Here is a 15,062-nt window from a genome sequence, read left to right on the forward strand (position 1 = left end):
ATCCCCCACTTTAGGGCAGGTTACCCACGTGTTACTCACCCGTTCGCCACTCACTTCAATGTCTCGTCAATCTGGTGCAAGCACCGTCAATCAAAAACCGAAGTGCGTTCGACTTGCATGTATTAGGCACGCCGCCAGCGTTCATCCTGAGCCAGGATCAAACTCTCAAATTAATGAGTTATTTGAAATAGCTCTTGTTTTGTTGTTACTTGGTTATAAAGTGAATTGACTTCACAATTGTAATTGCTTCGAACTTTCGTTCAAAGACCCTACACATTTGATTCGTCGAAACGTTGTTCAGTTTTCAAAGATCTACTTCGTTGCCTCAAGACAACTTTTATACTATATCATTTGGCTCATCATGAGTCAAGTGTTTTTGTTAGGAAATAATTTCGCTATCGCTTGTCGCTCAAGCACTCCCTGACAACATAAACTATATTATCAAAGCGTCTTATTGTGGTCAAGCACAAATCTGACTAAATACGACTCAAACACTTGCTCCATAATTGGGATACACGTAGTAAGTGTGCTTCAATTCAACAAATCGTTCGGAAAAGATAATGCGTCTCGTTTCAGAGGACCCTATTAACCCGTAAATACCGATAGTAGTCTTGTGTCTCAATAATAAAATAACGAACAAAAAAAATTCCACAAAACGTGGAATCTTTTTTGATTACTTCGATTTACTTAACTCTGGTGCGTCAGTTTTGTAGTCACTCGACGTTGATTTACCACCATTTTTAGCTTGTACACTGGTGGGATTATCCTTTTGCTCCTGTTTCAACCGTGAATTTGTAGAAGATACCGAGTAATTGTAATCACTCTTATTGACCTTTTTAAAGCCCGTTGGTGTGTAGAAACGTAACAAATCACGTGTCATGATCTTATCCGACAGCCCTAGCACTGTATTAACATGATCCTGATCAGAAGTAACTTGCTTCTTTTGTGACGCCGTCAGATCAAGTAACTTACCCGTTGCCGTGTCGTAAACCTGACTACCAACCTTTGTATACTGTGGTGTCACAAAGTTACCATCTCTAAACGGTACAATCTGGTTCCGTTGCGTGGAGAGTAAATCTTGCCCCATCATAATGTAGTTACCTGTTGTTTTAATGCCCAACAGATCCATCATGGTCGGCAATGCATCGATTTCACCACCATAAGTATGGTTAACACCACCTTGAACTCCAGGCGCATGAATCATAAATGGCACCTTCTGGAACATAGCTAAATCATAATTCGTAACCTTCTTCTTACCTAACAACTTGGCAATGGCAGGACGATGGTTATTTGAAATACCATAATGATCCCCATAAACCACAATCATCGAGTTATCGTAGAGATTAACCTTCTTCAAGTAATTAATGAATTCACCAAACGCTTGATCAAGGTAATGCGCCGTTACTACATAACCGTCAACCGTATTATCACCAGTATCCGTCTGCGGGAATGAAGAATCCTTCTTACCTAAGAGGTATGGATAGTGGTTAGTTACTGAAATCACTTTAGCATAGAACGGTTGAGGCAATTGTTGAATATACTTCGCTGAATCCTTCAAGAAAATCTTATCCTTCAGCCCATAGCCCACGTTATAACTTGGCTTATCAGCATTAGGATAAAACGACTTACTAAAGAAGTTTTGATAGCCCCAAGACTTGTACGTGTTACCACGGTTCCAGAAACTTGGCACATCCCCGTGCATGGCCGCCGTAGTATACCCATGCTGTGAAAGAATGGCTGGTGCTGCTTGGAATGTGTTAGAAGTTCCGTAACTAATCATCGCAGAACCAGTAGGCAACCCATATAACGAGTTTTCCATCATCATTTCGGCATCAGAGGTCTTCCCCTGCGCCACTTGGTGGAAGAAGTTATCAAATGACAATGTGTTCTGATCTTTATAGAACGCATTGATGTTTGGTGTAACTTCTTGCCCTTTGTATTTATAGTTAATCAGAAATTGTTGGAAACTCTCCAAATGGAAGACAAAGACATTCTTGCCTTGTTCTTTACCGAAGTATTGAAAATTCTCACCAGCAGGGTTGTTCTTCAAATACTTTTGAACTGACTTCATATCGGCTTTCGAAGCCTGGCTCCGACTAGTTGCTTGTTGATGCGTCTGATAGGCATTAAAGGCCGCATATTCATTTAAGCCCAGGTACTTGACGATATAGTTATTGTCAAAGGTCCGTGTTAACAAACCTGAACGATCTTTTACGGACAGTCCGTAATCCATCATCATCAATGCAATAGAGAACACTGTCATCGTGACTGCAAAACGTTTCTTCAGTGGGCGTTTGTCCACTTTGATCAGTTTTGTTAAGAGCAAAACAATCAATACCAGCACGTCCAGATAGACAAACAAATCTGAGAAATGCAAAATACCAGCCAACGATTTGCCCAAATTGTTGTCGACCGAACCAGACCCCTTGACAATACCAATCGACAGAAAGTCTGAGAACTCACGATAATAGAGAATATTTGCGAACAACCATGTCGTCTGTAATGCGTCAATAATCAGCATTAACCAATATGACAATTTGCCGCGGAAATATAACGCAATCCCAAACAGCAATAACGCCGTCGGCAGCGGATTTAACGCCAGAATAAATTGCTGAATCGGTGATTCAACACCCAATGTAAATTTGGTTCGGTACGCGATATACGTCTTTAACCAAAACAGTGCCGTCATTAAAAAGAAGAAGCCGAGGGTCGTATTTAGCTTGGCATAAAGACCCTTGAAGAATTTCGCCATGTGTCTGTCCTCCACGTCGCTGATATAACAAGTGTTATCAGTGACTGTAATCAATTCCTGTTACTCGTTTTGTTGCTTAAATGAACCTTAACTCAACAAGTCAATATTATAAACGAGCCCCGCACAATTACAAACATTGGCGGGGTTCTTCATAAATTCTTAGTTGTCCGGATAGTTTAAAAGACGGCTTTAAACTCTGTCAGCGCATCATACACTGCTACTGCCACCATATCCATATTGTCATAACAAAAAGCTGGGGCTGTTCTGGCATCTTGTACTGTCCACTCACCAGTTGTTTGATTCAGTGTCACCTTGCATACTTCAACACCAAACTGTTCAAAATAACGCGTCTGCTCTTCACTACGATGATCAAACTGCATCGCCCGCAAACGGCGAATAATGCTTTCTAATAACGTACCTGTTTCTTCACTCATTGTTTATCCTTTGATCGATTCAGAAACCGATGGCGTTTGACCGGTTCCTCAGTAACTTTATCTGGCTTTAACGCCATCGCCCACATACCTGAAAACATCCCCAAGTAGTACGTAATCACCCGCCATAGAATCATGGCTAACACTAGCTTTGAACGACTAGTCACGTAACTGGCAAACAACGCCTCAAAACTAAATTCGGCACCGCCTGCACCACCAGGAATTGGGAACAGCGAAATCACCATCACAATCAACACATGGAGCGCCGTAACCATCAACACATTAACATGATTATAACCCAGCGACAACATAATGAAGTATGGAATCAAATAGTAGACTGCCAACTGTGCTAGCGTAAGCAAGGCCACGTGTACCATCAATCGCCACTGGGACTTAATTCTGACACTCTCTAAATAGAAAGAATCAATCTTTTCATCAAGACTAACCCGCCATTCTTCGTAGCGCTCGGGCTTTACAAACCATCGCATCGGCTTCATCAGTAAGTTCACCATTCGTTTGGTAAACGAATGCCAGAACATAATCATGAGTAGGCCTAAAATCACAACTAAGTGAATCAAAAAACCAAACACCACGAATAACGCTAGATAGTGTAACTTTGCCGCCAAGTATTGAAATCCAATGGCTAACGCAATTAAAAAATTAATCACGATCATCGCCTGATAGACGACAAACTTCATTAGTAGCACTGAGCTAGCACGACCACCATCAACACCGGTTTGAATCATGGCTACCAACTGTGCTGGCTGACCACCACTCGAAAATGGCGTAATTCCATTAAAGAGTTGCTCAATCAGTGGAATTCTAACCGCATCTTTAAATGTAAAACCACTTATCCGGTCATTGACAAACACTTGAACGATACGTGATTCAATTAGCAGGTAGCCCACCATGCAAGCAATCGCAATCAAAAGCCACCAACCATTAATATGCAATAAATCATGAAGCAATTGTGTCAGGGCCACATTGCGCAACGAGTACGCGAAGATTCCTAACCCAATAATGACCATCACGATTAATACAATTCGATTCCGTCGGGACATAATTAATCCTCTCTCGCCTGCTGAAGATAGAAACGATGCCAAATTTGTGCGAGATGACTCGCTGAGTACACTTCAGATGCCAATAAGGCCTGACTGTGTAAATGTTGCATCCCCGCAGGATTTTGTTGCAACGATGTTAGCTTCTTTTGCATATCGGCAACATCCGTCGCGCTTTCGTAATATCCATCGATAATGGACCGGTATAAATCCAAATCACGCAACAATACCGGCGTGCCACAACTAAATGCCTCTAACACAGACATTGGGAACAGTTCATTATACGAAGGCAGCAAAAACAAATCTGCCATGTTGTAGTAGTCAACCAACGCTTTACGGTCAACAATACCTGGAAACAGTAAATTAGCTGGCGGATTATCAACCACCTTTTTTAGGTCTGCGTAGCCATCCGTAATCCGGCCAAATGAAAAACCACCTGCCCAAACAAACTGAACATCAGGATTATTCTTTGCCAATGTAATAAAATCCCGAACACCCTTGCGTTCCTGAATTTGACCAATGCCAAGAACTGTAAATTTTTTAGCGTCTAAATGATAACGAGCCCGTGTTGCAAGTTTGTCAGCTGACGACATCTCGTAGAATTCACTTTTAGACACAAAGTTTGGAATATACGTAATTTTCCCTCGAGGAATGTTATAGGCTTCGAGCTTCGGGATAAAGGTTGGATTGACCACTACAATGTGATCCATCCGTTTGTAAAACGAGATTAAATAATGATAGAAAATCTGTTTTGCGATTGGAGGTAGTTTTAAGCTGCCCTCTAACGTTTCGGGAAGGAAATGAACATAGCCAATTTTAACCCCTCGCCCCGGCAGAAAAGTAGACAGGTAATAAGGAAAATTCACCGTATGATAGTGTGAAATGTCCGTTTTGTGCCATTTGTTAATTGTGATGTCAAACTCACCATCAAAATTATCTTGCAACAACTTCACTAATTCCGTGTATGCACTGCCGACTCCTTGTCCGGGAACGGACGTTGCGGCAGAGAACATATTGATTCGTAACATTGTGTGCTCCTAAACGTTTATTATCGTAAAAACACGTATTTCCACTAACCCAAGGTCAGCTCGGAAATACGTGCTAAGAGTGTTAATCGCTCAACTTGGCTGATTTTTCACTATCTTCTTGATAAATCAACTGGGCGTCAGCATAAAACTGAATAATTCGTTTGCCAAACGCATCTGCGGAAATTTCATACAAAATTCGTTGACGAACGGTGTCATCGCTAACATCGATCTGATGTGACAAGTAGTCACAAACGTCACGCACTAATTCGCCTTGTTGCTTAAACGTGCGCCCGATTGTATCTGTCTTCAACAGCTCATCAGCATAAGGACTACTCATGACCACAATCGGTAAGTGCGCTGCGATAGCCTCAATATAAGTCAGCCCTTGTGATTCTGAATCACTAGCAGATACAAACACGTCAGCCATTTGATAGTAACGGTAAACATCCTCGTTCGCAACTTCTCCCGTAAACGTGACGTGATCTGTTAGCTTCATCACACGTACCTGTTGTTCCAAGTCTTCTCTAGCAGGGCCATCACCGACGATGACAAGTTGTGCATTAGGCTGCTGTGCCAAAATATCCGGTAACGCCATGATAACTTCATGAATGTTCTTTTCGAATGCCAATCGTGACAAGGACAGCAAAACTGGTGTATTAGCGCTAAAATGCATTTTCTGCCGTAGTTCATTGGACTGGGGTTGTTCATACTGCGTCAGATTAACACCTGTTGGGATGACACGAATGGGCGTTTTAACACCATAGCCCTTTAAAGTGTCTAGCACTCGATCAGAGGGTGCAACCACCCCTTCAACGCCATGTAAATAAGCTCGGGTCGCCAAACGTACCTGCTTAGGCTTTAGCAACTTACCATTAGCCACATAATGCAAATAGTCCTCGTACATCGTGTGATATGTATGAACAACCGGGATCTTCATCGCGTGGGCAACAAATTTCCCCATCAGCCCCATCGAAAATTCTGTTTGGGTATGAACAATATCTAAATGAAGGTCTTTCGCAATTTGTAAAGCACGAAACGCTCCGCGAAAAGCAATTCGCCGGTCCGTGAAGGAAACAAATGGTACCGACGGAAAACGAAAAATGTTTCGCTCATAAACATCCTTATCAACTTTAGGATCTGTAGATGTAAAGATGTAAACTGAATGACCGTTTTGCTCAAGCTGGTCACGCAGTGTTTTTATCGAAGTGGCCACACCACTCACCTGCGGAAAATATGTTTCAGTAAATATGCCAATATTCACGCTGGTGCCCCCTTCAAACTAAATTCAGTGTTCAGTCAGCATTTTTGCCAACAAAATAATCAAGTTTCATTATACGGATTGCGTTTATATAGTGCAAACGCTAATCGTTTAGATTAACTTCAATTCTAACCTAGACTATCTCTACAAGCCAATATTCACACTGGATTTGGCCACAATGACGTCAAAAACTTAACTTTTCGCGAAGAAAAAAGCACCAGTCGCAAATGCGATCAGTGCTTTAATCTCATAACTTACTTCAAGTCTGCCATGAACTGTTTAACCATATCGGCAACGTCTTCATTGGTTTCGGCATCAAGTGCCTTATCAACAAGGTCAGAAGTCGATTTTGTATCAAGTTTCTTCATTAATGAACGCGTCTGCAGCATAGATGTCGCACTCATAGAGTACTCATCCAAGCCCATTCCCATCAATAATGGCACAGCAACCTGGTCACCAGCCATTTCACCACACATACCGGCCCACTTGCCTTCAGCATGCGCTGAATCAATAACTTTCTTGATCAAACGCAATAATGACGGATTGTAAGGTTGATATAAGTAGGAAACATGTTCGTTACCACGATCGGCAGCAAACGTGTATTGAATCAGATCGTTCGTACCAATACTGAAGAAGTCAGCATATTTGGCCAACTTGTCGGCAATCAACACCGCGGCTGGCACTTCCATCATCATGCCGACATCAATGTGATCAGCCACTTTAACGCCATCATTGATGAGGTTTTGCCGTTCTTCGTCATAGATTGCCCGCGCCCGTTTGAACTCGTCAACTGTCCCAATCATTGGGAACATGATGGCAATGTTACCGAAAGCAGAAGCACGCAATAATGCACGCAACTGAGGCCGGAACAAATCAGGTTGTTTCAAACTAATCCGAATGGCACGGTAACCCAAGAACGGGTTCATTTCTTCTGGCAGTGGCAAGTAGTCGAGATGCTTGTCCCCACCAATATCCATGGTCCGCACAACAACCTGTTTGCCATGCATATCTTCAGCAGCCTTCTTGTAAGCTTGGAATTGTTTTTCCTCGTCTGGCAATTCAGCGCTGTCCATATATAGGAACTCTGAACGGAATAAACCAACTGCTTCACCGCCGTTATCATTAACAGCAGCAACGTCATCAGGCGTCCCAATGTTGGCAGCAATCGTGAAGTTTTTGCCATCCTTGGAAACGGATGCCTCGTCCTTCAGCTTGTCCCATTCAGCCTTTTGCTTAGCAAAGTCGTCACCTTTTTTGGTGTAAGTCGTTACATCCTCGTCAGATGGATCGACAATACCAATACCATCCAAACCATCGACAATAACCTTATCACCCTGCTTGATGTTAGCAGTGGCATCTTCAGTCCCAACAACAGCTGGAATCTCCAATGTCCGACTCATGATGGCTGAATGTGACGTCCGACCACCTAAATCAGTAATGAAGCCTTTAACAAATTTGCGGTTCAGTTGTGCCGTATCACTTGGTGTCAAGTCATGCGCCACAATCACAACTTCAGAATTGATCAAGGCTGGATTAGGTAGGTTCTTACCCAGTAGGTGGCTCATAACCCGTTTGGTTACATCACGCACATCAGCTGCCCGTTCTTGCATGTACGCATTGTCGGTCATGCCCTCAAAAATCGCGATGAAATTGTCGGTGATTTCCTTTAATGCTTCTTCTGCATTAACTTTGTCAGAGTCGATCTTGCCTTCGATTTGGCCGATCATTTCTGGATCTTGCAAAATCGTAATATGTGCTTCAAAAACTTCGGCCTCTTCTGAGCCCAAACTCTTTTCAGCAACGGCTTTGATCTGTTGCAATTCTTTTATTGATGCATCCAAAGCACTGTGTAAACGGGCCTTTTCAGCATCAGCATCAGAAATTGTCTTCTTATCAAACGTTAAATCCGGATCAACTAACATATAGGCCGGAGCAACGGCAACACCGTTACTGGCCGCAATCCCACTGAGTTTCTGAGTCATTAGTCAGACAAACCTTCTTTAGTCATGGTATCTGTAATTGCACTGATGGCGTCCTTTTCGTCGGCACCGTCAGCAGAAATCGTAACATCGGCGTCTTTACCAACACCTAATGACATAACACCCATGATGGACTTCAAGTTAACGGACTTACCATCGTAAGCTAAGTTAATCTCTGAAGAGAACTTAGATGCCGTTTGTACCAAAAGTGTGGCTGGACGTGCGTGTAAGCCTGTGTCTGCAATAATGTGAAAGTCTTTAGATTCCATAATCATTAATCTCCTTAATGCACTTAGATTTGTAAGGGATTACTTTGCCGTAGAAACGGCGATTCATCAATCACCTTCTGTATCATAGTAGCATATGTTTTTTACAAAATACAACCATTCGCAAAGGAAAAATGCGCTTTTTAGAAAGCGGTACCAATGCTAATCCTATACGGATAGTGGTCTAGACCGTGTTTGACAAACGTTGGATTAACAGCATTTTATTTTGAAATCGTTTTCCATAGGTGAAACATTCTGGTGAATTCTCGAGAAAACAAAACGACGTCACTGATGAAAAAACATCGTGAACGCCGTCTAAAATCTGTATGCATACTAATCTTCTTGATAATGATAAGTTATTTCGCCACCACGATCAGCCTGACCAACTATCCGTTGACGATAAGGCACATTCATCAACGCTGTTTGAAACTTCATAAAGTGTTCCGGTGTAACCTTTAATTCTTCAATTTCACCATTTTTCAACTGTTCAAGTTCTGCTGCGTAGTCGTCATCCATTGAATTCAATCCTTCTTTCTTTTAAACAGGTGCCAACCAAGCTGGGCGATACCCAAAAATGAAATTAAACCACCGACAATTGTTGTGAAGTGAATGCCTGCTGTCAATCCTGGTGTCCGATAAGTTAATTTGATCTGATGCTTGCCGGGTTTAGTTAGCTTAATCCCCACAAAAGCTCGATTTGTTTTAATCAACTTGACAGTATGCCCATTGACCGTGGCATGCCAGCCAGCACTATAAGGAATAGATGAAGCTAATACGCCTGACTGCTTGGTCGTCACACTTCCTGTAATTTCATTATGACCCAGCCGCAATTCCTTTAGCCCGTTCTTCTGCAAGCGTTGTACTTGTTTATCATACTGAGTCGTCATCGGAATTCCAACAAGTTGCAAATCAAATGAGTAACGCCCAACCTGTCCCAATTGCATAGATAAACCGTTTGGCATCTGGTCTACCCACCCTAGATTAAGCACACCAGCCGTCGTTTTCTCATACTCACTCAAATTAGTTTCAGGCATCTGACTTAATGAGTTAGTAATATCGCCATTTGTCATACTAATACGCCAAGCTTGATTGGGTGAGCCATTGGCCACATCACGTTTAAAAGCATCCCACCCGCCATGAGCCGCCGTCTGATTACTACCAGAAGAAAGGTGACCATTGATTCCTGGTGAATTTAACTTATCGATGTTAATCCGATCAGTCAACGTTGGCTCTGTATAATGAACGTTCGTTATCAAAGCCCGAATTTCCATCCCTTGATATTGTTTAGCATTAGGAATGTAAAGTGTATAGGTATCGGCTTTATTCGTGTCGGCAATGTTGGTAGTGCTAATGATATTTTGATCGGCATCGTATAGTTTATAAGGAATTACGACACTTTGAGGCTGTAGCTTTGTCACTTTTAAATTCTTAGTATTGCCGACGGCTGTCACGTTCGCCAAATTGGTTTCTTTCTCATTTGCATCTAGTTGCTTGTATGTCTGATTACTGATAACGCGCGACTGAAAGTACATCAACGGAAAATTATCTGTGGTCTGATAAGCCTGAACATCCCCATTAGCACCGTAGAAGGACTGATTTAAATCCGGCGTTTCACCAAATGTCGGAACGTAATTATGTGGCATGTTCGTGTCACTTGGCAATGGTGAATTAGCATATAAATTGCGAACACCTAAAAAGTTCAGCACCCGACCACGATCATCAAATTGTTGAATCGGTAAATTCAATTGCCGTTGATTGTTTAACAAATCGCGACTAAATTGGATGGCTGCCCCATTTTGAATCGAATAAAACGAGCTGGTATTAGCGCCATTCAAAAGAAAGTTATTCGGAGTAATGCCGGCTGAAGCGGTGACATAGTTACTAACGTTACTGGTGCGCGCAAAAGTCGGCGCATATTTGCTAATCTTTGTCCCGTTTTGTTCCGCCCATGTTGGCTGAGTTGCCACTGCTGTAGTCGCTGTACCATACGGTTGAGAAATTAACGCCCTAGCCGCACCATTTGGCAAAAACTGATGAATATCGTACGCAGCGTTTTCGAAATTAAAGGCGACAAAAATATTAGCCATCACCAATGCACTAAGAACTTGTGGCTTCAGCAATTGTGGTCGAACAATGCCAACGACAAATACGCCTGCATATACCATTAAAAAGAATAATTGTGGCAGCACCGTACTGGTCGAATCAGCAATAATTTGCGTACTGATAAGAATTAAGACAAGAATGACAGCCGCCCATTTGAAGATGGGCACCCAATCATTGAGTGTCATGGTCTTAAGTTGTTGTAGGAAAACACCTGTCATTAACGCCATCGGTAAACTCATTAAGAATAACCACCGATTCGATGGTGAGGTGAAGCCATTTAATGTAGCAGCAAACATTGGTAATAAACTGAGCACCATCGTGAGCACCATCAATCTCACAATCAGTTTGTAGTCCCGGTAATGACGAAAAGTCCACACAACTACAAGCAACAGCACGTTTACTGACAACGTATTTAGCCAAAACGGATCCACGTTAACGTTACCTAACAGTGCGTTTGGCAAACTTAGGTAGTATTGCAAGGAATAAAAGTGCATCCCACTAGCAAACGGGACATCGAATCTTGGCGAACTCTGGAGGGCCTTAATTTCTGGTAACGTCAGCCACGCCGTCGCCAATAGACCAAGCACCCCACTGCATAACATTCGACCAAAGTTAAACCAGCGCTGCCGTGCCAAAGGATGCGGGAGTTCTATCCAGCGCAAAATCAGGTACGTGATTCCACCGAGGGCCAACATGAACGCCAAGTAAAAGTTAACTACCACACTGAAATAAACAACAAAACCGAATCCCCACGCTGACCGACCCTGCAACACTGCTTCAATTGCAGTGATTAGCAATGGCAATAGAATCAACGCATTAACGAAGAACGGTTGAAATAGACTCGCGTAAATGGCAAACCCACTACCGAGATAGACCATCGCACCCAGCCAAATGGCCCAGCGTTTAAGTGAAAAATGACTGGCAAAATAGGTAAAACTCAGCCCTGCAAAAAACATGCGTACCAGACCTATAAGCTGAAACCCTGTTAGCAAGTGTGCCTTATTAAGTAGCAAAATTAAGTAAGCAAACGGATCGCCAATGATGTAGTACGAAAACGTTTGGAAAGCATCTGCTCCCAAACCAATGTGCCACGACCATTGCAACGGTCCTGCACTTAGATGGTGTAGCCAACTGAGCAGAATCTTGCGGTATTCAATCATAATCGGCACATGCTGATGCAACACATCATGCGTTGAGATCAGTGAATAGCCAAACAACCAGTAAACGCCGTATGTTAATAGACAAAACAACACAAAAAAAAGCACGTAACCGCCGTAAAGTTTTCCTCGCCTTTGTTTTGCAAATGAGAACTTCATGGTTGTACGTGCTCCTTTAGTCTTAAGTCATTGTGTAAGTTGATTCTTACATTATGAACAAATAGCTATATTGTAGCAAGCAAATTATAGTTAATTTCTGCGCACTGACATTGTCTATAAAAATTGAAATCATACCAACACTTTCATAAAGAAATTAACAGTACTTTTATCCAAACTTAACTAAAATTGATCAGTCCTATATTTAAGGTTGCGGCAACACCTAAAATCATTTCAAACATCCATCGAATCTTTAAGTTTTTGGACTGAAGTGATTTCAAGTGTTCCTCGCCTTAAGTTACCGAACTGATTGCTTACATCATTATGGTCATAATTTTTTCCAAGGCCATCTAATCGTGCAAAGGCATTTTCAACAACTCATTTATTTAGCAATGTTTGACCAAAATAACCATTCACTTTTTATCTTTTTATTCAGGCATCACCAGCATATATGTCCAACTAACTTTCTGTTTTTCCTTTTTGAGAAGGAAAGCTATCACATGTATCTCGAACCATTTTTGGAATGCAGCGTGGCCCTATTGTCACATTTAAAACCAGAGATATACCGATTATTACCGGTCACTCTTTTGCAAAAAATCTTTCCTAAAAGTAGCGTTACTTCATAAATCTATCAGCAAGACTATACTGGTGACCGGCCACTATATCATATTGAATAATACGATAATCATGTAAAAGCCTTCTTTGTTTAATTGACAACTTTTGGCTATTTACGACATGACCTCTATCATTGATAAACTGCGTTCCACTATTAAGCGTATTGGTATTATCGGCGGACGTATTCATCGCTAGAGCTGGTAAATTTTGATGAACCTTCGTCAAAAGGGCGTAGTACGGGGATACCTTTGCATTTGCCTGTGTCATGGCCATTGCCGAAAAGTCATTTGGTCCAACATACTTGGCCTTTTTCTGTCGAAGTCCATGTTGACGAGAATACTTATTTGCATAAATGAAATAGTCAGTTTGATGCAGTTGCAGTCCGTATTTTGCCATTGGATCACCATCATATATCCCAGCAAGGTGATCACCATACCAAACCCAGATAATCGGTTTTTTTATCTTATCAAGTTGATTTTTAAACTGTTTAACTGCTTTGTCAGTGTAGCTTAGTCCCTGAGAATAATTTTCGATTGATTCTTTGCTTGCATCACTAGCGTAAGCACTCCCAGACGCAGAAAAATCGTGGTTTGGATAGTGGTTCACATTAAACGGATAATGATTTTGCATGGTAATTACATTGATAAACTGTCCGCCCTGATGCCCCCGAATTTGATCCAAAGTATTCGCGTAAGCCGTTTCATCAGATAAATATGGACTACTTCCAATTCTGTGCTGATGTTTAATTGGATATTTGCTGCCCAAATATGAAAACTTATTAAATCCGAATTTTTTGTAAACGGAAATTCGGTTGTAATAGATACCAAAGTAAGGATGAATAGCACTAGAATAATCAAATTGATTGGTTATAGAAGGTGCTTTTTTCAAATTAGTAACTAACTGAGTATAGGGCGTTGGTAACGTTGGTGAAAAATTGCTAATTGCCAATCCTGTCAACGACTGATATTCCATATTAGCAGTTCCACCCCCATATCCAGAGCTCATCATTATTCCAGATGTAGTTTGTTTCTTTAGTCTCTGAATATAGGGCATTGGGTTTGGTGTCACCCGCAAGTTGGGTACCCTGTTGGGATTGGAAAAGCTTTCACTAAGATTCATGATAACCGTTTGGTTTTTTAATGATGTGGTCCGCGTCTTGTTGATTTTATTAGCAGTTACTCGATATCGTTCAACAACCTTTTGAACCTCTGCCTTTGAATAGCCACTCGGCTCATCCATTATCGAAACATCCAAATTATTCAAAAATTGCACTATGGGACCATTCGTTTGAGCTCCCAACTCCTGATTATAAAACATTCTGCTATCATCGGCTAAGTTTGCAATACCTTTGAAGACAAAATGATCATGGTTCCATAAAAACGTAGATCCAAAACTGATGATACAAATGACTAGCAAAGTAATTGTTTTATTCTTACTTACTGGTTCTGCTCTAATCGGATATCTTTTTTCAAGCCAAATCGCAAAAGCAATCAAAAAGGCTAAACCAGTAATAACAACAATAACTGTTGTTGTTCCCACCATTTTTAAAAGACTACCAATCGCAGTCATCTCAGATAGATCAGAAGGCAAAATTGGTTCATCCCTGGAAGTAATCTTAATTAAATTAGCCGAGATAACAATTGCCATGAATGCCGAAACAAACATTAACGAAAACCAGTAATGCTTAGTAAACCTTCTCAACAAAAGAAAAAGCAGTCCCACAAACAATAGGTTCAGGAAAATAACTGGTTCTCTAAACAAAAAGATGTATAAAATAATGTTTATTCGAACACCTGGATTAGGTGAAATGAACCATGACTTATTCATTAGTAGCATGGAACTCACAACTAACGCATATAACCACAAAAACGCAAAAATATTTGCTCTATTTGTCTGAATGGCTAGCCGCATTTTTTTAAGGCCAACAATGGGTTGTTCAAACAACTTTTGTAATGGCAAATTCTATAATTAATCCGAACAAAAATAAAAAAAGGCCCAAAGCAATCTCTTACAATGGTAGTAGTTAATTCCAACCAGCTATAAGGAGTGATTACTTTGGGTACTGCTACTTTATCACGTTTTCAACGTGGTGCGCTAGCTCAACTGGTCAGTGAAGGCCATCATACTTACCAAGATATGGCTGACGCCTTAGGCGTTGCCAAATCAACTATTAGCTATGAATTAGATCGGGTCAATCCCTATGATCCCGAATTAGCGCAACAAGACGCAGATCATAAAAGGCGGGCTTGTGGTCGCCAT

At 41.4% G+C, this 15,062-nt stretch carries 11 protein-coding genes and 1 rRNA gene; 1 reads left to right on the top strand and 11 read right to left on the bottom strand.

Annotation, left to right across the window (positions count from 1 at the left end; translation table 11 throughout):
* The 11 genes from G400_RS0112780 to G400_RS15440 all read right to left on the bottom strand — a co-directional run.
* Positions 1-173, bottom strand: a 16S ribosomal RNA gene (locus tag G400_RS0112780); the annotation flags it as partial.
* A gap of 500 nt (positions 174-673) precedes the next feature.
* Positions 674-2,752: an LTA synthase family protein gene (locus tag G400_RS0112785; RefSeq protein WP_017261113.1), complete on the bottom strand. Its 2,079-nt coding sequence runs from the start codon at positions 2,750-2,752 to the stop codon at positions 674-676.
* A gap of 176 nt (positions 2,753-2,928) precedes the next feature.
* A complete protein-coding gene (locus G400_RS0112790) occupies positions 2,929-3,186 on the bottom strand; it encodes a DUF1797 family protein (RefSeq protein WP_017261114.1) in 258 nt (85 codons plus the stop codon).
* Positions 3,183-4,244 (bottom strand): lysylphosphatidylglycerol synthase transmembrane domain-containing protein, encoded by a 1,062-nt coding sequence (locus tag G400_RS0112795; protein ID WP_017261115.1) that lies wholly within the window; start codon positions 4,242-4,244, stop codon positions 3,183-3,185. The genes G400_RS0112790 and G400_RS0112795 overlap by 4 nt, the downstream gene beginning before the upstream one ends.
* 2 nt (positions 4,245-4,246) lie before the next feature.
* On the bottom strand, positions 4,247-5,269 hold the full coding sequence (locus G400_RS0112800; RefSeq protein ID WP_017261116.1) for a glycosyltransferase family 4 protein: 1,023 nt from the start codon (positions 5,267-5,269) through the stop codon (positions 4,247-4,249).
* A gap of 82 nt (positions 5,270-5,351) precedes the next feature.
* Positions 5,352-6,530 carry a glycosyltransferase family 4 protein gene (locus G400_RS0112805; RefSeq protein ID WP_017261117.1) on the bottom strand — a complete coding sequence of 393 codons (1,179 nt, stop codon included), beginning with the start codon at positions 6,528-6,530 and terminating at the stop codon, positions 5,352-5,354.
* Between the two features lie 251 nt (positions 6,531-6,781).
* Complete coding sequence (ptsP, locus tag G400_RS0112810; RefSeq protein WP_017261118.1) at positions 6,782-8,509, bottom strand: phosphoenolpyruvate--protein phosphotransferase; 1,728 nt, start codon at positions 8,507-8,509, stop codon at positions 6,782-6,784.
* Entirely contained in the window at positions 8,509-8,775 is a 267-nt protein-coding gene (locus G400_RS0112815; RefSeq protein WP_017261119.1) for a phosphocarrier protein HPr, read from the bottom strand. Before G400_RS0112815 ends, ptsP begins: the two co-directional genes overlap by 1 nt.
* A 330-nt stretch (positions 8,776-9,105) precedes the next feature.
* Entirely contained in the window at positions 9,106-9,288 is a 183-nt protein-coding gene (locus G400_RS0112820; RefSeq protein WP_017261120.1) for a hypothetical protein, read from the bottom strand.
* Positions 9,289-9,293: 5 nt separating this feature from the next.
* A complete protein-coding gene (locus G400_RS0112825) occupies positions 9,294-12,191 on the bottom strand; it encodes a YfhO family protein (RefSeq protein WP_017261121.1) in 2,898 nt (965 codons plus the stop codon).
* A gap of 612 nt (positions 12,192-12,803) precedes the next feature.
* Entirely contained in the window at positions 12,804-14,630 is a 1,827-nt protein-coding gene (locus tag G400_RS15440) for an LTA synthase family protein (RefSeq protein ID WP_162129491.1), read from the bottom strand.
* A gap of 228 nt (positions 14,631-14,858) precedes the next feature.
* Here G400_RS15440 and G400_RS15445 point away from each other — a divergent pair.
* Positions 14,859-15,062: helix-turn-helix domain-containing protein (locus tag G400_RS15445; protein ID WP_155827238.1), on the top strand; the 204-nt coding region annotated here is incomplete at its 3' end.

Origin of the sequence: Furfurilactobacillus rossiae DSM 15814 (genome assembly GCF_000428925.1) — a bacterium.
Lineage (GTDB): Bacteria > Bacillota > Bacilli > Lactobacillales > Lactobacillaceae > Furfurilactobacillus > Furfurilactobacillus rossiae.